At 54.6% G+C, this 18127-nt stretch carries 17 protein-coding genes; 12 read left to right on the top strand and 5 right to left on the bottom strand.

The features are described from left to right. Nucleotides 1-29: 29 nt before the first annotated feature. A complete protein-coding gene (locus tag AC2FH9_RS03380) occupies nucleotides 30-1007 on the bottom strand; it encodes an HAD family hydrolase (RefSeq protein ID WP_496749207.1) in 978 nt (325 codons plus the stop codon). A gap of 97 nt (nucleotides 1008-1104) precedes the next feature. Continuing rightward, entirely contained in the window at nucleotides 1105-2736 is a 1632-nt protein-coding gene (locus tag AC2FH9_RS03375; RefSeq protein ID WP_496679361.1) for an arylsulfatase, read from the bottom strand. A 321-nt stretch (nucleotides 2737-3057) separates the two neighbouring features. Between AC2FH9_RS03375 and AC2FH9_RS03370 the strand changes: the two genes are divergently transcribed. Continuing rightward, the gene (locus AC2FH9_RS03370) at nucleotides 3058-3294 is read left to right on the top strand and encodes a hypothetical protein (protein ID WP_496870777.1); all 237 of its coding nucleotides are present in this window, start codon (nucleotides 3058-3060) and stop codon (nucleotides 3292-3294) included. A gap of 678 nt (nucleotides 3295-3972) precedes the next feature. Here AC2FH9_RS03370 and curA read toward each other — a convergent pair. Then, a complete protein-coding gene (gene curA / locus AC2FH9_RS03365) occupies nucleotides 3973-5004 on the bottom strand; it encodes an NADPH-dependent curcumin/dihydrocurcumin reductase (protein WP_496749205.1) in 1032 nt (343 codons plus the stop codon). 658 nt (nucleotides 5005-5662) lie between these two features. Further along, nucleotides 5663-6280, bottom strand: a complete 618-nt coding sequence (locus AC2FH9_RS03360) for a helix-turn-helix domain-containing protein (protein WP_496692294.1) — start codon at nucleotides 6278-6280, stop codon at nucleotides 5663-5665. A 101-nt stretch (nucleotides 6281-6381) separates the two neighbouring features. Between AC2FH9_RS03360 and AC2FH9_RS03355 the strand changes: the two genes are divergently transcribed. From AC2FH9_RS03355 to AC2FH9_RS03335, 5 genes are read left to right on the top strand one after another with little or no spacing between them, the layout of a single operon-like run. Further along, entirely contained in the window at nucleotides 6382-7572 is a 1191-nt protein-coding gene (locus tag AC2FH9_RS03355) for an LLM class flavin-dependent oxidoreductase (protein WP_496692295.1), read from the top strand. After that, nucleotides 7565-8242: a glutathione S-transferase family protein gene (locus AC2FH9_RS03350; protein ID WP_496870775.1), complete on the top strand. Its 678-nt coding sequence runs from the start codon at nucleotides 7565-7567 to the stop codon at nucleotides 8240-8242. The genes AC2FH9_RS03355 and AC2FH9_RS03350 overlap by 8 nt, the downstream gene beginning before the upstream one ends. Next, nucleotides 8242-8724, top strand: coding sequence for a flavin reductase family protein (locus tag AC2FH9_RS03345; RefSeq protein ID WP_281973656.1), 483 nt, complete (start codon nucleotides 8242-8244; stop codon nucleotides 8722-8724). Before AC2FH9_RS03350 ends, AC2FH9_RS03345 begins: the two co-directional genes overlap by 1 nt. Then, on the top strand, nucleotides 8721-9617 hold the full coding sequence (locus tag AC2FH9_RS03340; RefSeq protein ID WP_496709668.1) for an alpha/beta hydrolase: 897 nt from the start codon (nucleotides 8721-8723) through the stop codon (nucleotides 9615-9617). The genes AC2FH9_RS03345 and AC2FH9_RS03340 overlap by 4 nt, the downstream gene beginning before the upstream one ends. Continuing rightward, nucleotides 9614-9988: a nuclear transport factor 2 family protein gene (locus AC2FH9_RS03335; RefSeq protein ID WP_142638874.1), complete on the top strand. Its 375-nt coding sequence runs from the start codon at nucleotides 9614-9616 to the stop codon at nucleotides 9986-9988. The genes AC2FH9_RS03340 and AC2FH9_RS03335 overlap by 4 nt, the downstream gene beginning before the upstream one ends. Before the next feature lie 374 nt (nucleotides 9989-10362). On the opposite strand, the gene AC2FH9_RS03330 is transcribed toward AC2FH9_RS03335, so the two are convergent. Further along, complete coding sequence (locus AC2FH9_RS03330; RefSeq protein WP_496692299.1) at nucleotides 10363-11016, bottom strand: GntR family transcriptional regulator; 654 nt, start codon at nucleotides 11014-11016, stop codon at nucleotides 10363-10365. Between the two features lie 209 nt (nucleotides 11017-11225). On the opposite strand from AC2FH9_RS03330, the gene AC2FH9_RS03325 reads away from it, so the two are divergent. The 6 genes from AC2FH9_RS03325 to AC2FH9_RS03300 all read left to right on the top strand — a co-directional run bounded on the left by AC2FH9_RS03325 (nucleotide 11226) and on the right by AC2FH9_RS03300 (nucleotide 18042). After that, a complete protein-coding gene (locus tag AC2FH9_RS03325) occupies nucleotides 11226-12308 on the top strand; it encodes a Gfo/Idh/MocA family protein (protein WP_496749204.1) in 1083 nt (360 codons plus the stop codon). Nucleotides 12309-12408: 100 nt separating this feature from the next. Next, nucleotides 12409-13419: a TRAP transporter substrate-binding protein DctP gene (gene dctP, locus AC2FH9_RS03320; protein WP_496749203.1), complete on the top strand. Its 1011-nt coding sequence runs from the start codon at nucleotides 12409-12411 to the stop codon at nucleotides 13417-13419. 30 nt (nucleotides 13420-13449) lie between these two features. Continuing rightward, nucleotides 13450-14025: a TRAP transporter small permease gene (locus tag AC2FH9_RS03315; protein WP_496692302.1), complete on the top strand. Its 576-nt coding sequence runs from the start codon at nucleotides 13450-13452 to the stop codon at nucleotides 14023-14025. Beyond that, nucleotides 14022-15317, top strand: a complete 1296-nt coding sequence (locus tag AC2FH9_RS03310; RefSeq protein WP_496870771.1) for a TRAP transporter large permease — start codon at nucleotides 14022-14024, stop codon at nucleotides 15315-15317. Before AC2FH9_RS03315 ends, AC2FH9_RS03310 begins: the two co-directional genes overlap by 4 nt. Next, nucleotides 15317-17209, top strand: coding sequence for a bifunctional sugar phosphate isomerase/epimerase/4-hydroxyphenylpyruvate dioxygenase family protein (locus tag AC2FH9_RS03305; protein WP_496870770.1), 1893 nt, complete (start codon nucleotides 15317-15319; stop codon nucleotides 17207-17209). Before AC2FH9_RS03310 ends, AC2FH9_RS03305 begins: the two co-directional genes overlap by 1 nt. Continuing rightward, nucleotides 17206-18042, top strand: coding sequence for a citryl-CoA lyase (locus AC2FH9_RS03300; protein WP_496749201.1), 837 nt, complete (start codon nucleotides 17206-17208; stop codon nucleotides 18040-18042). The genes AC2FH9_RS03305 and AC2FH9_RS03300 overlap by 4 nt, the downstream gene beginning before the upstream one ends. Nucleotides 18043-18127: the final 85 nt, after the last annotated feature.

Raw genomic sequence — 18127 nt, 5'->3', positions numbered from 1 at the left:
TCGTTCATGCACAGGGATGGTGCAGGGCTTCATTCGCGGCTCGGCCAGATCCGCTCCCAATCACGGGCCATGTCGATTACCAGCCAACCGCGGCTGGCTGCTTCATCAAGTCCGCGTGCAAGCTGCCCGATATGGCTTTCACGGCCGTAAGCGTATTCGCGTTCGCTGTCAGTATGGTGCAGCAGGATGCCCAGCCGCGCACCATCGCCCGCAGTAGTCCACTCAAGCATCTGGAAGTCTCCATCGGAATTTCCCACTGCGATCACCGGCCGGCGCCCGATGCGGGCCTCGATAGCAACGGGCTTACCTGCCTTGTCGTCGATGAAGAATAAACCGGGGTCCTTCATCACCCGCGGCGGTCCGTCCCCGGCGGAATAACTGCCATTTCCGATGGATCCGATGACCTGCTCGGGCGGAATGTTATAGGCGCTTTCAGAGAACACCCGGATGAAATGCAGGCCGCCGCCTGAGGCGATGTAGGTACGGAAGCCTTCATCGCGCAGATAGGTCAAGAGCTCCAGCATGGGTTGATAGACCATTTGGTCATAGGCCAGGCCTGTGCCGGAATGCCTGGCCGTGTCCAGCCAGCTGCGCACGGCGGCCTGGAACTCGTCCACCGTCAGGCCGGAGTGGGTGGTGGAGACGATTTCCAAAAGTCCCTCAGTGCCCGAGGCGGCCACTGTCTCCATGTCGCCTTCGACTGCGGCCCGCAGCACGTCAGACGTGAGCACCCCGGGATCAGCGGCGGCCATTTCTTTCAATCGGTCGATGGCAAATAGCAGTTGAAAGTAGACCGGTTGTTCTGCCCAGAGCGTGCCGTCATTGTCGAAGGTCGCAATACGCGCGGCCGGGGTGACATAATCAGGTGAATCCGGGTCCGTTATGCCTTCGACAAACGCAATGATCCGATCCTTGGTGGCCGTGTCCGTCCAAGACGGCAAAGGGTCAGCGAGCGGAGCTGATGCAAACAGAATTGTCAAAGGAATTGAAAATAGCAGAGCACGCATAGGGACAACCTCCGCAAGTGCAGGGAAAGGGATGCCGAGGCAACCGGAAAATTAGGCGCCCCGACGGAATACTCCGTCGGGACGAAGCGGGATGAGTCTACTGCGAGCCGCCCGGCTGCGACAGCTTCTCCATTACCTTGTCGAGGCTGAACGAAGCCGCCTCCTGCCGCGGTGGGTATTCTTCGAAGGTTGCCAGGAACTGCCCAACATAAGCCTGGGCCGGCACCAGCATGAAGGCGTGGTCCATCAGCCAGTCGTAATAGGTGTTCGACGTCCGGTAACCGCGTTCATAAGGGTCGCGGCGCAGGTTGAAGATCAGCGGCACGCGCAGCGGCGTCAGCGGTTCCATCCAGGCCCGGAGAGTTCCCCAGGCCTTCTGCTCGAGGAAGGTGATCTTCCAGTTGTTGAGCCGGATCGCCGCGAGGTCGCCGTCGTCAGTGAAGTAGAAGATCTCATTACGCGGGCTCTTGTCCGTGTCACCCTTGAGCATTGGCAATAGGTTGTAGCCGTCGAGATGGACGCGATACTCGCGGCCTGCCATTTCCGGAACGGTGATGCCTTCGAGCAAATCTTCCTTGATGGTTTCATTGCCTGCAGCGGCCAGGAATGTTGGCAGCCAATCCATGTGATGCACGATCTCGTTCGAGATCGTTCCGGGCGCGATATTACTGGGCCAGCGGACCATAGCAGGCACCCGCCAGGCGCCTTCCCACTGGGTGTTCTTCTCGCCCCAGAACGGGGTCATTCCGGCATCCGGCCATGTGTTCATATGGACGCCGTTATCAGTGGAATAGAACACGATGGTATTATCGGCGATGCCGAGCTCGTCAAGCTTTTCGAGGAACTTGCCGATATCCATGTCGTGTTCGATCATGCCGGCAGTGTATTCATCAGCTTTTTCCCCATTGTATAACTCATCCGCGAGCGCGCGGTTCTCTTCGCTGACGTGGGTACGGAAATGCATCCGTGTGCCGCTCCACCACAGGAACCACGGGGTGCCGGCGTTGGTCTGTTCTTCCATCCAGGCAATTGCAGCATCTGATGTCTCGTCGTCCACAATCTCCATCCGCTTCCGGGTCAGTGCCCCGGTATCCTCGATATTCTGGGTGATTTCATTTTCGCCGTAGGTCGCGGTCACGTTCAAAACACCACGCGGACCGAACCGTTCAAGGAACGTCGTGCCGTCTGCCAACACCATATCCTTCGGGTAGTCCTCGTTTTCCGGCTCTTCTTCGGCGTTCAGATGGTAGAGATTTCCGAAAAACACATCGAAACCGTGGTTCGTCGGAAGGTGTTCATCCCGGTCTCCCAGATGGTTCTTGCCGAATTGACCGGTGGCATAGCCTTCGGCTTTGAGGAGGCCGGCAATGGTGGGATCTTCGATCTGCATACCTTCCTTAGCACCGGGCAGGCCGACCTTGGAAAGGCCGGTACGGAAGACTGACTGGCCCATGATAAAGGATGACCGGCCAGCCGTGCAGGATTGTTCACCGTAGTAGTCGGTGAAGATCATTCCTTCTCTGGCAACCCGGTCGATATTCGGCGTCTGATAACCCATCAACCCCATTGTGTATGCGGAGATATTGGACTGGCCGATGTCGTCGCCCCAAATGACGAGAACGTTCGGCTTGCCGCCCGCGCTGCCTTCCTGGGCAAGCGCCGGCGCAATCCCAATGCTTAAAATCAGGAACCCGGCCGCGACGGCCCTGTTCAAATACGAAACTGGCATAATCGGTCACTCCCTCACATTCGCTAACAGTGAAACTTGAGTTGGTCGCAGACAAGCACCAAGCGAGAGGCTTTGCTCGCCTTTGTCCGCCCGTAGAACATTTCGAGTGGGATCAACTATCCATAAGTTGAATGTATGGCGCAACACTTTCTTTTTTTTGGGCAATCTTTCGGTTGTCGGCCATTGTGTCTAGGCCGTTGCGGACCGGCACGTCATCAGGAACTGCCATAGCCTGCAAGCGGAGTCCTTGGCGCACAAGCCGGAGGCACACGCGCACAGCAGGCTTTCCGGGATGAAAGTCAGGACACAGACCCGGCCTTTGTGGATGCGCTCCGCGAAGTGGCGCAGGCGGTTTCACTAGGCTTCCGTCTCGGCTTCTATGGCGATCCGGTGCAGAAAATTTACATGCAAGGTGCCGGACAAATTCCGCCTGAAGAGGGATGCGAGATGTCTGACGTCAGCGCCAACCCGACGTTGACGTATTACAATATCATAGGATGCTGCGTTTGCTTCGATGGCCGCTATGAGCCGATTGTGTTGAAAAACTCGAGTATCTGACGGCTGCATTTTTCCGCCAGAATCCGTTACGGCGGCTAAATTGAAACCCTGTGCTTGGTAGGGGCCCTGAGAGCTCCGGACAATGTCAACGCGAGTTTTAGGCCGACCCCTCGACGAATTCTCGGAAAGGCCTCCTGCAGGCAAGTATTTCACCCATCTTCACGAAAATCGGAGTTTTTCAACACGATCAGCCCAGTCTGCACAAAGGTGAGATGCACCAACCTAGAGACCGGGTTGTTGGAGCGAACATTCATAGGGCAGCGTCTACGCGTAAGTCTGCACAGGAATAAGACGTTTGGCGATCAACAGATAGTCCACGGCACTTGCGGCGTCCCCCGCAAACTGGAGATAGAAACCCATGAAGAGGTTAGCCTCGTATCCGTTAGGTTCGAGGATAAGTGACTGATGCACAGCGTCGACGGCTGCATTTGCGTCGCCGCTGGCGACATATACGCCTCCCAGAGCAATGTGCCCCCACGCAAAATCCCTGTCGAGCGTTATCCAAATGCCGTGGCGGGCGACTAAACTTCTGAAAGTGGCGCATCCTTCCAGTAGTCCGAATGGCAGATTTCGGGATCAGCCGAGAAGATCGAACCTTTGGCTCAACTGCAGCTTTGGGCCGTTACTTTGACGATGGAACCATCCAAAGAACGATGCAATGTCTGGCTGCGTGTCCGGCTAACCAACTTTTACGACCATCTTTCCAAAGTTTCCGCCGGCCAGCAGTTGATTGAATGCTTCCGGAGCATTTTCCAGCCCCTCAACCATATGTTCCTTGTAGCTTATTGAACCGTTTTTGAGCCAAGCCGTCATATCGCGGACAAACTCCTGATACACGTCGGCACCGAAGTTGTCGAAGATTATGAAACCCTGCATTCTGACTTTCATCCGCAGGATCGTGCCCATGATCGCAGGGCCCATATCCGGGCCGTCCGGTAGGCCGGGCAGGTTGTACCAGGATACAATCCCGCAGACGGGCACCCGTGCAAACGGGTTCAAGAGCGGCAATACGGCATAGAGAACTTTGCCGCCAACGTTTTCGAAATACACGTCAATTCCACTTGGACAAGCCTCGCGCAGTTGCGCCGCCAGATCATCAGATCGATGGTCCAAACACGCGTCAAATCCAAGGTTTTCGACTACATGAGCACATTTTTCAGAACCGCCTGCGATGCCCACTACGCGACATCCTTTTAGCTTTGCGATCTGACCGACTGTTGCGCCTACCGGGCCGGCTGCGGCAGCCACAACAACTGTTTCACCGGCTTTTGGCTCCCCGATTTTCAGAAGCCCGGCATAAGCCGTGTAGCCTGGCATTCCGAGAATTCCGAGCGACCAAGACGGGTTGTCCGGAGATTTACCCAACTTAACGACCTGCGTTCCGTCTGAGACAGCAAAATCCTGCCACCCGCTTGTATTGAGCACATACTCTCCGACTTCGTATCCTTCGATGTTGGATTTGACCACCTGCCCGACGACCTGCGCCGTCATAACACCGCCAATCGGAACGGGTTCGGCATAGGATTTTGCGTCATTCATTCGGCCACGCATGTAAGGATCCAACGACAGGTACACCGTACGTACCAGCATTTCGTCTGGTCCAGGTTCAGGAACGCTCGTGGTTTCGCGGCGCAGTGTATTCTCGTCCGGTTGTCCGGTTGGGCGATTGGCGAGAACAATACGACGATTGGTGGCGGATGTTTGGGGCATTGTGACCTCTCATAAGACGGCTTTCTTGCAACAGAGACCAAATTCCGCTGCAGAGCAACACGACAGCACCAACGAGTTCGAAAAACCTATAGACGTGGCCCAATCACGCACGATCTGCGCATTGAAATGCCCAAACGCTCATGGAAACGCCCTGCTAAAAAGTAATCAAACCCGACCTTTGGTTCGTCTTCCATTCACCTCTCGACTGAGGTTCTGGTTCCTTCATGAATCTCGAAGTGGAGGGGTCTCTGAGTCTTGCTTTGCAGGTCTGAAGCTTGCTCATGGATCTGAACAGAAGCCATGACATCATAGACTTCAATCGTGACCAAGCCACAGCCGCACAATTTACTGTCGATGGTCATATCGAAGAGAGCGAGATCGCGTTGGTTAGCTGCAAGCGCACGCAGCGTCTCAAATGCAGCGCGAGTGGAGGATCTGGTGCCGCTGTTCAGCGGAAAGGATAACCATTCATGCAGACCGTAGCGGCGATTAGTGGTCGAATTTACAGATCGCAGGACAAAGCCAACTGTTGTCTCTATTGACCAAATGACTGGTTTTGGCCCAAGCAGTTAGGTCAGATCTGTGGGCTTTTCCGAATGCCATTATCCGTTGCTTTGTATCAAAAGCAATTCTCGCAATAGTGATAGCTGGCCAACAATCACCAAGTAATTCGTATTGGCGACATCGCCCAGACCATTGTGGCCTCTTTGTCAGTCCGGTTGCGGAACCGATGCGCGATCATTGAAGGGTAGGAAAAGCTGTCGCCTTTGCGAAGAACTATGATTTCTTCACCAAGGCGCAGCTCCACTTCGCCACTCAAGACGATCGCATGTTGCTCGCCCTCGAAAGAATAACCTTCCTGGGGTTCAGGCGGTGTACCGGCTCCTGGGCGGAACCGTGACAGGATCAGATAGCATTGTCCGGATAGTGTGCTGGATAGCAGTTCGTCTTCGAATCCCAACTCCTGGGTTGTTCGCGTGTACATGTTGGAAAGCGCCCTGCGATTTTCTTTGCGTACGACATGTTTGCGTTCCAATGGTCCGACACCCGATTGCTTGGGAAAGAACCAGTTGGGATCGACCGAGAGCGCTTCACTGATCTCTCGCAGAAGCTCCGCCGATGCTTTTGCTGATCCCAGCTCGATCCGGCTCAGATACGCCGTCGAGCAGGATACCGTTTCCGAAAGGTCTTGTAACGTCAGGCCACGCGCCTTGCGCACTTCGCGGATTTCGCTGCCAAGCCGTTGAGTGTCAGTATCAGTAACGTTGCTATTCATGCATTCGGGATAAGAGATTTTTGTTGATTTTTCGAGTAAAATTCAACTTAGTTGAAAATTGGGTAATAATTCAACTTTCCACATCTGTCCGGGAGATCGCTATGCGCTTTGATTTGATTGCCAATTTCAGTCCTGGTGAGACGATTCCCTGGACCCGGACACTGGAGATGATCCTCGAACAATGTTCGCTGGCAGAGCAGGCTGGATTCACGACCGCCTGGTTCACAGAACATCACTTTGCCCATAACGGCTATATGAACGCGCCGCCCAACCCGATCCAGATGGGTACGCATGTGGCTGCTCATTGCACAAAACTGCGGGTTGGAACGGCGCCCATCATCTTGCCGGACTGGCACCCATTGCGCGTGGCCGAAGACGCGGCGATGCTGGATAACATGTCGCTGGGCCGGTTCGATTTTGGTGTCGCCAAGGGCATCAATGAGCGCTCGACCATCCAGTTCAACTCGGATGCGGATCGGCGCGACAACGCCAAGGTGATGCGCCTCTATCAAGAGAGCCTGGATATTATTCTGAAGGCGTGGACCAACGACGCCTTCACCCATCAAGGTGAGTTCTATGAGTTCCCAGTTCCAGGCTGGAAAGAAACCAACCGTTTTTTTGAACCGCTGGACCCGCGCTATCACGACGAGAATGGCGAGTACAAAGCGATATACGTGCATCCACGCCCGTATTCTGATCCGCACCCACCGGTCTGGCTCATGTCGAATGCGCCTCCTACATTCAAGCTTGCTGGTGAAAAAGGGTGGGGTGTGATCTCGATGGCCGCTGGACCCAAGGCGACACTGGCCTGCTGGGAACCCTACCGCGAGGCGCTGTCCAAACGTGAAGGGCGCAATGTGAAACCTGGGGAAGGCGTTGGCGTCTGCACGGCGTTCTATGTCGGTGAAAGCATGGAGGAGGCGGTGAACACCATTCGTGGCCCGATCAATGCCTATTACGAATTCCTCGGCGGGTCGCGCCCCAAGGGCGAGTGGACAAAACATGGCTATCTTGATGTCGGCGAAGAGATGACTTCTGAGGACGAAGAGATGGATTGGTTCGATTTCCTCAATAAACGCGGGATCATTGTGGTTGGTGACGCCGAATATGTAGCGGATCGTTTTGCCGAGCGGCAGGAAACCATCGGCCTCGACCACCTCATGTTGATGCAGCAATACACTGGCGTTCCCTATGAGAAAATCCTGTCCAGTTGGCATCGACTGTTTGAGCATGTCGTTCCAAAATTCGGGACACAATCCATTGCGCAGAAAAGGATGTTGGAGCATGCTTGAAATTTGGGGGCGGCCCTATTCATCAAACGTTATTCCGGTGATTTGGACAGCCAATGAGTTGGGATTGGACTATACGCTGCAACTGGCCGGGGGCAGCTTTGGCAAGCTCGACACTGATATGTACGCGCAGATCAATCCCAACAAAATGATCCCGGCGATCCGCGATGGGGATTTCGCGCTTTGGGAAAGCCTCGCCATTGTGCGGTATCTCTGCGACCGGTACGGCGCGGGTACGTTTAGCCCCTCTGACCTACAGACCCGTGCCATCGCGGATCAATGGATGGAGTGGTCCGCCAGCCGCGCCTTCGGGCCGGTGATTTACCTGTTTTTTGCAACTGTGCGCACCCAATCCGACCAACGGGACCAGGAACAGATCGCCAAACTTCGCGATGAGGCGCATGAAACGCTGACCATTCTGGATCAGCACCTTGCGGATAAGGCCTATGTCTGTGGCGACAGCTTTACCATGGCGGATATTCCGCTGGGTTGCGTGGCGTATCGCTATTTCAATGTCGAGGTCGACCGCCCACCGTTGCCCAATGTCGAAGCGTGGTACGAACGATTGGCGGAACGCCCCGCATACCGGGGTCACGTCATGCGTCATTTCGGCACAAACCCGGATGAGTGGGCCGCCCTTGAAAAGGCCTGTGTCAGTGAAGGAGTTCTGTGATGGACTTGCGTGACTTTCGCCGTGCGCTTGGCGCTTTTCCGACAGGGGTCACAATCGTGGCCACTTATGACCCCGAGGGCATGCCATGGGGCCTGACCGCCAACTCCTTCACCTCGGTCTCACTCGAGCCGCCTGTGATCTCTGTCTGTGTCGCAAAATCGGGTCGCGTGTTCCCGACGCTGTCCAGGTCTGATCATTTCGCGGTCAACATCCTGTCCGCGGATCAGAAAGCTTTGGCGTTGCATTTTGCCAGCAATGTGGAAAACCGGTTTGCCGATACGGAATGGACTCCTGGGGCCAAGACGCCTTTGGTCCCCGGTGCATCTGCGCATCTGGAATGCACCGTGCACAACCGGGTTGATGCGGGTGATCATGAAATCCTCTTGGGACGTGTCGTGAACTATGCCCATGCACCCGTTCCTCCGCTGGTCTTTTGTCGCGGCGCGTTCTTTTCCGCGCCCCAATCGGAGGCAGTATCATGAGTGATCACCTGACTTTCCACACCCGGTTCAGCCCTGACGAATTCGACGCGCAGTACAATTTGCGGGCTGGGCGGCCGGACTATGAAGTGACCGTCATTCCCGGGTGGAGCCGCGACAGCGCGCACGCGCGTGCAACATCCGATTGCAGCCTAGATATCCGCTATGGAGAAGGTGAAAAACAAAAGCTGGATGTCTTCCGCTGCGCGGACACCGCCGCACCGACATTGGTCTATTTCCACGGCGGCTATTGGCAGCGTGGCGACAAATCGATCTACAGCTTCATTGCGCCGCCGTTTGTTGAGGCGGGGTTCAATGTTGTTGTCATCGGATACGATCTTTGCCCGTCTGTGACCATCACGAGAATTTCAGGAGAAGCGCGTGAGGCCATGTCCTTTGTCTGGCGCAACGCGGGAGCATTGGGCATCAATCCAGACCGTCTCTGCGTTATGGGCCATTCCGCTGGCGGCCATATTACCCAGATGATGATGGCGACCGATTGGCCGGCATTTGACGATGACTTGCCAACAGACCTGATTAAATCTGGCATTCCGGTCTCACCGCTCAGCTATCTTGAGCCGGTCCGCCTGACCGAGGCTTTGAATGCGGGCATCCAAATGGATCCGGCAGAAGCCCAGGCCGAAAGCCCGATGACCAAGCACCCTCCGGGTACCAATGCCCCTCAGCTGGTCGTCGTCGGCGGCGCGGAAACCGATGAGTTCCACAGGCAGGCACGAATGTATGTCGAAAAATACGAAACAGCAGACCGCAAGATGGGTCTCTATTTCGTGCCCGATGTGGATCACTTTGACGAACTGAATGTGCTGGTCGACCCGACGAGCCCCTTCTTCAAACACACTTGCGATATGCTTCAAGGAAAAGGACCGAAATCATGACCGCTTTGACCCGAGACCTAGTCGACTCTGTCGGTGACGCGTTTAACGCCAATGACATTGATTCTGTAATGAGACACTTCGCAACCGACGCTACATTTGATCACGCTGTTGGCCCCGAAGAACATGGCGTGCGTCTGGAAGGAGCCGAAACCATTCGTGGTGCTTTTGCAGCCCTGTTTGAAAAGGTCGCGAACGTGCATTGGGAAACGCTCGACTGCGCTATTTCCGGCAACAAGGCTTATTGCGAATATCGCCGTACAGCCGTGCACAAGGATGGTTCAAAAGAAGAGTTTCTAAGCGTTGACATCCTGACCTACCGAGACGGGCTGATTGTCCACAAAGACACGTATTACAAGCAACGTACAAGCTGACCCGACAGCCTTTGATGCAGCCAAGCACGCAACAGTTTTGTAAGAGGGAACCTATCTCGCTTTGACAAACCGCTGCATCGGCAATCAAGCTCCGTTTCGCGCAATCCGTTATTGCGTAATGAAAAGATGCGAAAACAGCTAAGGCCCAAACTTGGCATTACCAATGGGAACAAGGATCGGTTCGAGGAACTGCACAGGATTGTCGAAGAGAGCGAGAAGAAGTGCTTTACCATCATCGGATGATGAAAAGCTGCTCAGGGGCACGCTGAAGATGTAGATTTCTAACTAGATCCTGAGACGCCATCGGAAGCACTGCATCACCGTATTCAGCTCTTAGCTTAAAAGTACCGGTGTCACAGTAAAGGGGGGAGAGGTCACATAGCCTCCAAGGTATGCGCGAGGCCATTTCGAATGTGGTCTTCCAATAACCTCTTTGCCGTGTTCGCGTCTCTGGCCAATGCTGCATCGAACATACCCTTATGCTCCTTGATGGCTTCTTCGCCACGATTGGTCAGCACGAGCATCTGATAACGTAAGTATTTGTCGTAGATGATCGAGTGCAGAGACAGAAGGTTCTTGGAGTTGCAGGCCGCGATCATCGCTTGGTGGAACTCCCAATCATAACGTTTCCAGGTTTCTTTCTCGGATTCGTCGCCCTTGAGAAGTTGCCGTTCTATCAGGTGCAGTTTGTGATGTGCGGCAACGAGGTTGCCTTCCCAATCCGTGTCGCCGTTCGCAATGGACAACTCCAACGCGTGGCATTCCAACAGGACACGCAGCTCTGATATTTCGGTCAGGTCTTCTCGGGAGACCGGCGCAACCAGGAATCCCCGTTGTTCGGGAGCTTCGACAAACCCATCGCTGGCAAGCCTGTTTAGGGTTTCACGAAGTGTCGAAAGGCTCGCCGCATAGCGTTCCTTCAATGCGTCCAGCTTCAGTTTGGAACCGGGTTGCAGCGCCCCGAAGATGATATCCCGCTTGATGCGCTGATAGGTGCTTGCACCTATCGTAGACGGCTGTTTCGCCATGCGTTTCACCCGATATTCTCAGTTTCTTCGTTCAATTAGCATTTTTCGGAGACATCAGCAATCCCAACTGATGTATGGTAAAAATAATAATATCATATATTATTGCGGAATCGCGAAAACCCCAATACCTTCATGTCCAAATTGAGCAATGCAGCTCAGTCGCAAATGTCGGTTTCGGGATTTTTCGAACCATCCGGAAGGAAGCAAAAGTGTCTAAGAACTTTCGCATTGCCATTGTTGGCATTGGCCTTGTTGGACGCCGCCACGCAGATGCTATCCGGGCGTTGCGCCATGTTGACCTTGTTGCGGTCGTCGATCCCAGTGACGAAGGCCGTGCTTACGCCGTTGAGCACGGGGTGGCATGCTACGAGACCCTTGAGGAAATGTTTGCAACTCAGACGCCGGACGGCGCTGTGCTTGCGACCCCTACGACGCTTCATGTCGAACAAGGCCTTACATGTGTGCGACATGGGTGTCCTGTTCTCGTCGAAAAACCGATCGCCGTGGAAGCTGCCGCAGCACTGGAGCTTGTCCAGGAAGCGGAGAGGGCCAATGTGCCTCTGATGGTCGGACATCATCGTCGGCATAACCCCCTGATCAAGTCAGCCAAAGAAGCTATTGTTGATGGGAGGATTGGGGATGTTCGTGCTGTCCACGCGAATTGCTGGTTCTATAAGCCCGACGAATATTTTGATGCCGCGCCCTGGCGAAAGAAACCCGGTGCAGGGCCCATTTCGGTCAATCTTGTCCATGATGTGGACCTTCTGCGGTATCTGGCCGGAGAGGTCGTGGCGGTACAGGCGCAGTCGGCTTCATCGCAACGCGGTTATGACAACGAAGATGTCGCCGGGGCTCTGTTGACGTTTGAAAGCGGAGCGATTGGGACCATAAGCGTGTCCGACAGCATCGTCGCCCCGTGGAGCTGGGAGATGACGTCTCAGGAATATCCAATCTATCCGTCGACAGCGGAGAGTAGCTACATGATCGGTGGTTCTTATGGATCGTTGTCCGTACCTGATCTTCGACTATGGAACTACCAAGGTGATCAACGGGATTGGTGGACGCCAATCTCATCAACCGTGTTGAAGAAGGGTGCATCTGATCCGCTGGTCAATCAACTCAGGCACTTTGTTGAAGTTGCTCGGCACGAAGCAGATCCGATTGTGTCCGGATGGGAAGGTTTCAGAACACTTCAAGTCATTGAAGCTATACAGAATTCCTGCAGAATGGGCGAGAAGGTCAGGATAAAAAGCCTGCAAAATACGCCAAAGGCAAATGTATCTGTAATATAAAATATCTGATATTTTGTAAAAAATCTTGCAAAATGTCCAAAATAGGTCAAAACTCTGAATCGCAAAAAAGAAGCTTCATGATGTCTCAGGGAGGAGCAAAGTGATTACCAAACTTACCCGTAGGGCTGCAGTATCAGCCCTGGTCGCAACCGGTGTTCTGTTTAGCGCAACAAGTGGTGCGCTGGCGGAAGACAAAGTGCAACTTCGCCTCGCAACATCAGGATCGGAGACCGACCAGCGCTCGGTCGCCATGGCAGATGTCTTCGCGCCAATGGTTGCCGAGTTCGCAAATTATGAGCCCAGCTATAACGGCACAATCTTTGCACAGGGCACCGAACTTGACGCCATCAGCCGGGGCAACCTGGAAATGTCGATTACCTCGGCGCAGGAACTCGCACAGTTCTTCCCTGAGTTTTCGATCTTTACTGCAGGCTATGTCCATCAGGACGCCGCGCATCAGGTGGCTGTCTTTACCGATCCCTTGATGGATGCGTTCAAGCAAAAGGCTGAGGAAGAGCTGGGTGTTAAACTCCTGTCGGTTATGTATCTGGGCCGACGTCAGGTGAACCTGCGCCAGCCCAAAGATGAACTGACCGTGACGACACCAGCGGACTTGGACGGCGTGAATCTTCGGATGCCGGGCACTGACGCATGGCAATTTCTAGGCAAGGCTCTGGGTGCAGCCCCAACGCCAATGGCCTTCTCAGAGGTTTACACCGCTCTGTCGACAGGTGCGGTTGACGGTCAGGACAACCCACTGCCGACCGTGGTTGACGCCAAGTTCTATGAAGTGACCAATCAGATCGTTCTGACGTCGCATCTGGTGGACCTTAACTATATCGCCATTGGCAAGGGTGTCTGGGACGGGCTGACACCGGAACAGCAGGCTAAAGTTCAGGAAGCCGCAGACGCAGCCGCGGAATCTGGTCGCCAAAAGCAGCTTCAGAAAGAAGAGGACCTTGTCAGCTTCCTGAAAGAGCAAGGGATGGAGATCTACGAACCTGATCTCGATGCGTTCCGCAATCAGGTACAGTCCATGTATCTGGACAGCGAATTCGCTGGCTCTTGGCCCGAGGGGATTCTGGATCGGATTAACGCTCTGGGCAACTAAGTTCAGCAAGACAAGAGAGGGAGAACCGCAATGAAGGCCTTTATCAAGGGGTTCTCCCGACTGACCGAAGCGATTGCCGGCGGGATGCTGGCGGCAATCTTCCTGATCTTCCTTCTGCAAATTCTCTTGCGGTATTTTTTTACACCCGCCGGTTGGACGCTAGAATTGATCGGCATTCTTTGGGTCTGGGTGATCTTCTTCAGCTGCGCCTTTATCGTGCGCGAACGGGATCATGTGAAGTTCGACATCATCTATCTTTCGGTGCCGACGCGCGTTCGCCAGATCTTTGCAATGCTGGCGGCCGCAGCGATTGTGATCGGGATGCTCTATAGCTTCCTGCCGACCTGGGACTACATCGACTGGATGAAAATCCGCAAGACAGCGACTGTCCGCAATCCGTTCTCGGGCGAGAAGATACCGTTGCGCACTGTGTTTTCGATATATGCGGTATTCATGCTGGTCGTAGCAGCGCGATACGCGTGGTTATTCTTCGACGTCTTGCGCAATGGCCCTCCAAAAACAGAGTTGGAACTGGTCGTTGGGTACAACGTGGTTGACGATCATCCCCGTGTCGACGTCGTAGACGACGAGGAAGCAAATAAATGAGTATCGAACTTCTTTCCTGCCTGCTCGCTCTTTTTCTTCTGGCGGGCATTGGGACACCTATTGGGTATTCCATCCTCTTAGCCTCATTGGTGTATTTAGGCACGGCCGGACTGGATGTCGCCCTAGCGGGCGAGAAGATCCTACAAGGCTTCTACAAAAGCACGATCCTGCTTGCCGTGCCTTTGTTTATTGTCGCCGCCAATATCATGAATGCGGGGTCGATCACGGATCGACTGCTGAACTTCTGCGTTGCGGCGGTCGGGCGTTTCAAGGGTGGCCTCGGACACGTAAACGTAGTGGCATCTCTGATCTTTTCCGGCATGTCCGGTTCTGCTGTCGCGGATGCGGCGGGAATTGGTAAAATCATCATTGAGATGATGACCAAAGATGGCCGCTATAACCGAGGCTATGCAGCCGCAATCACGGCGGCCTCGGCAACAATCGGCCCTATCATTCCGCCCTCAATCCCGATGGTATTGTACGCGCTTGTTTCCAAGGCCTCTATCGGTTCGTTATTTCTGGCCGGTATTCTGCCGGGACTGATAATGGGCGTCGTCCTCATGGCGATGAACTATTATCTGGCAGGAAAGCGGAACTTTGCCTTGGAAGAACCTGTTCCGTTGCGCGAATTGCCCGCCAAAACCGCCAATGCGTTTCCTGCGCTGCTAATGCCCGCCATCCTGCTCTATGGCATCTACGGGGGTGTCACGACACCGACCGAGGCCGCGGCCGTGGCCGCACTCTATGCCCTGCTGCTGGCAGGGTTCTTCTATCGCGCCTTGTCGTTCCGTGGCCTTTATCAGGTCTTCGTTGACAGCGCCCGTTCTTCTGCAGCGGTTGGAGTTGTCATTGGTGGCGCGTTCATTTTGAACTTCATCGTGATTCAGGAGCAAATCCCACAGTCTATCTCGGCGCTGCTGGAAGGTTCGGATGTCAGTCCGATCGTCTTCTTGATCCTCGTCAACCTGCTGATCCTTGCCCTGGGGTGCGTTTTGGACGCGACAACGATCATTCTGGTGATTGTGCCCTTGTTCATCCCGACTTGCGAAGCGCTTGGTATTGATCTGGTGCATTTCGGTGTGCTGGTCGTCGTGAATTCGATGATCGGTCTGATCACGCCGCCCTACGGGATTCTGCTGTTCGTAATTAATGCTGTTTCGGATATTCCACTGCGTGAAATCATTTCCGAGATTTGGGCCTTCTTGGCGGTGTTGATTTTCGCCTTGGTGATCATGATGCTGATGCCCGATCTGGTTCTGTGGTTGCCGCGTATGTTTGGGTATCAGGGGTAATGTGTCTCTCGGTTTCGACAACGTCGATCCCCGGTGATCTGGCCGAAAAACTAAGTGCAATCGCTGATGCGGGCTTTAGCGGTGTCGAGTTGCATGAACCGGATTTGACCGCTTTTGACGGGCCACCATCGCGAATTCGGGACATTGCATCAGATCTCGGACTAAAGATTTGTCTGCTGCAACCCTTCCATAACCTTGAAGGCCAGGCCGACAGCGAGCGGGAACGTGCCTTTGATCGGCTGAAGCGCAAACTCGATCTGATGAGCGAATTGGGAACGGATCTGCTGCTAATTGGCTCTGCATTCGAAGTGGACTCTGCTGCCACCGAGGATCAGGTGATCTCAGACCTCAGCGAAGCGACCGAGATTGCAAAAGGGATGGGGCTTCGCTTGGCTTATATGGGTTTGCCGTGGTCCGATCTCATTCACTCGGACGAACAGGCGTTGCGCGTCGTCGAGGCGATTGACAGCCCTTACTTTGGACTGGCTTTAAACTCTTTCTTCTCGCTCGCTGACGGTTCCAAACCCGCCCGCCTTAGGGACATTCCCGGAGAGCGATTGTTCCATGTGCAACTGTCCGATGCGCCCCGGCTTGAGATGGATATTCGCAGACTCAAAAGGCACTTCGGGCTTCTACCTGGGCTTGGATCACTTAACCTAGCAGGCTTTGTGCGCGTGCTGGCCAGAGCAGGATACAAAGGGCATTGGTCCATTGCGCGCGTCAACGAAGCAGCTCCTCAACCCGGCGGCCGAACACTTGCCCGAGACAGCTACAGGTCGCTGGTGAACCTCCTGGATGAGGTATTCCGGACCGAGCCGGGAACCGATTTCGGCATCCCAAACCTGCCAGAACGCGTTTATGCGTCAGGCTTCGAATTCGTAGAGTTTGCAGCCGATGAAACAAGCGGGGCACAACTGGCAGACCTGCTGTCAGCAATGTGTTTTCGAATGGAGCGAAAGCACGTCACCAAGTCTGTCGAATTGTGGCGGCAAGGCGCGATCAACATCGTTGTGAATACCGAAAAAGAAGGCTTTGCCCATTCGGCGTTTCTGGGCCATGGCCCATCGGTCTGTGATATGGGATTGCGTGTCAAAGATGCGGATCAGACGGTTCAACGTGCAACCGCGCTGGGCGCCCCGAATTTCTTACAGCCGGTGGGAACAGGAGAGCTGGATATCCCTGCAATCCGTGGTGTTGGTGGCAACGTCGTTCATTTCATCGATGAGAAATCCGATCTGCATCGGGTATGGGATATCGAATTCGAACCGGTTGCCAAAACCAAAGCCATGCAACCCGCCGGATTGCGCCGTATCGACCATCTGGCACAGACAATGCGCCACGATGAAATGCAAAGCTGGCTGCTGTATTACATCTCGACCTTCGACATGGCAAAGTCGCCAATCGTGAACGTGGCCGACCCGTCGGGCGTCGTGCAAAGCCAGGCCATCGAAAGCCCCGAAGGCGAAGTGCGTCTGAACTTGAACGGGGCCGTCGGTCGCCGAACGCTGGCGGCATCGTTCCTTGAAGAAGGCTTTGGGGCAGGTGTTCAACATATCGCCTTCCAGTCCGATGATATTTTTGAAACCTCTGCTCAACTGCTTAAGTCTGGTTTCCCCAGCCTGACTATTCCAGAAAACTATTATGCTGATCTGCAGGCGACTTTTGGGGTGAGTGACGACCTGATCACCCAACTGCATGGGGGCAATATCCTCTATGATCGCGCGGGGGGAGCAGAGTATTTTCAGATCTATAGCCGTCCCGTTTTCAACGGTTTTTTCTTTGAAATCGTTGAACGCCGCGCTGGTTATGCAGGTTTTGGCGCGCGCAACGCCCCTATTCGCCTCGCCGCGCAAAGGAAAACTCAGGCGGCGAAAGAGGTGCAAACGCCATGAGCGCGCTGGATGAAAACATGACAAGTGATGAGCGCGCCGTTCGCCAATGGTGGCGCACCTCCATCATCGATATGAAGCCCGGGTACATCGCATTTCGTGGCAACGCCATAGAGGACCTGATCGGGAATGTATCCTTTCCGCAGATGATCTGGATGATGGTGCGAGGCGATCTGCCGGGCGATGCTCAGGCGCGCCTGTTTGAGGCCGCTCTGGTCGCAGGTGTGGATCACGGCCCGCAGGCTCCCTCGATTGCGGCTGCGCGTATGGCTGCTACTTGTGGAGTAGGTCTCAATAATGCGATCGCGACTGCAGTGAATATGCTGGGCGATGTACATGGCGGAGCAGGCGAGCAGTGCGCCGAGCTTTATTATGATATCGCCGATCGCATAGATGCCGGGGCATCGCTGAATGATGCTGTTCGGAATGGTCTGGACAGTTGGCGCGAGACTTACGGCAAGATCGTTTCAGGTTTCGGACACCGGTTTCACAAGCCCGTCGATCCGCGTGCACCCCGGCTGATGCAGCTCGTTCGCAATGCGGCAAATGATGGCACCGTTTCAGGTCGCTTTGCAGACATCGGAGAAGGGGTTCAGGCCGAACTTGGTCGTCAACGGGGCGGTCGGCCGATTGCGATGAACATCGATGGCGCGACAGCCGTGATCTTTTGCGAACTTGGCTTTCCCGCGCCCCTGTCGCGGGGGCTGTTTTGCTTGTCCCGTTCGGTTGGAATTCTTGCCCACGCCTGGGAACAGATGAACCAGGGCGGTCGGAACAAAGGCCCTATGCCCCCGAATTACTTACCCCTCTACGAAGACAGGAATGATGAGATGTGAGACATCTAGATCTTTCCGGGCCGGCCCTGTTGGCGTTGGTCGTATAAACGATGTCGATCTAAAACCACATTCAATAATTCCCAAT

This window comes from Ruegeria sp. CDSC081 (assembly GCF_059610485.1).
The sequence above is the reverse complement of the archived record's forward strand: the minus strand, read 5'-3'. Positions and strand labels throughout refer to the sequence as shown.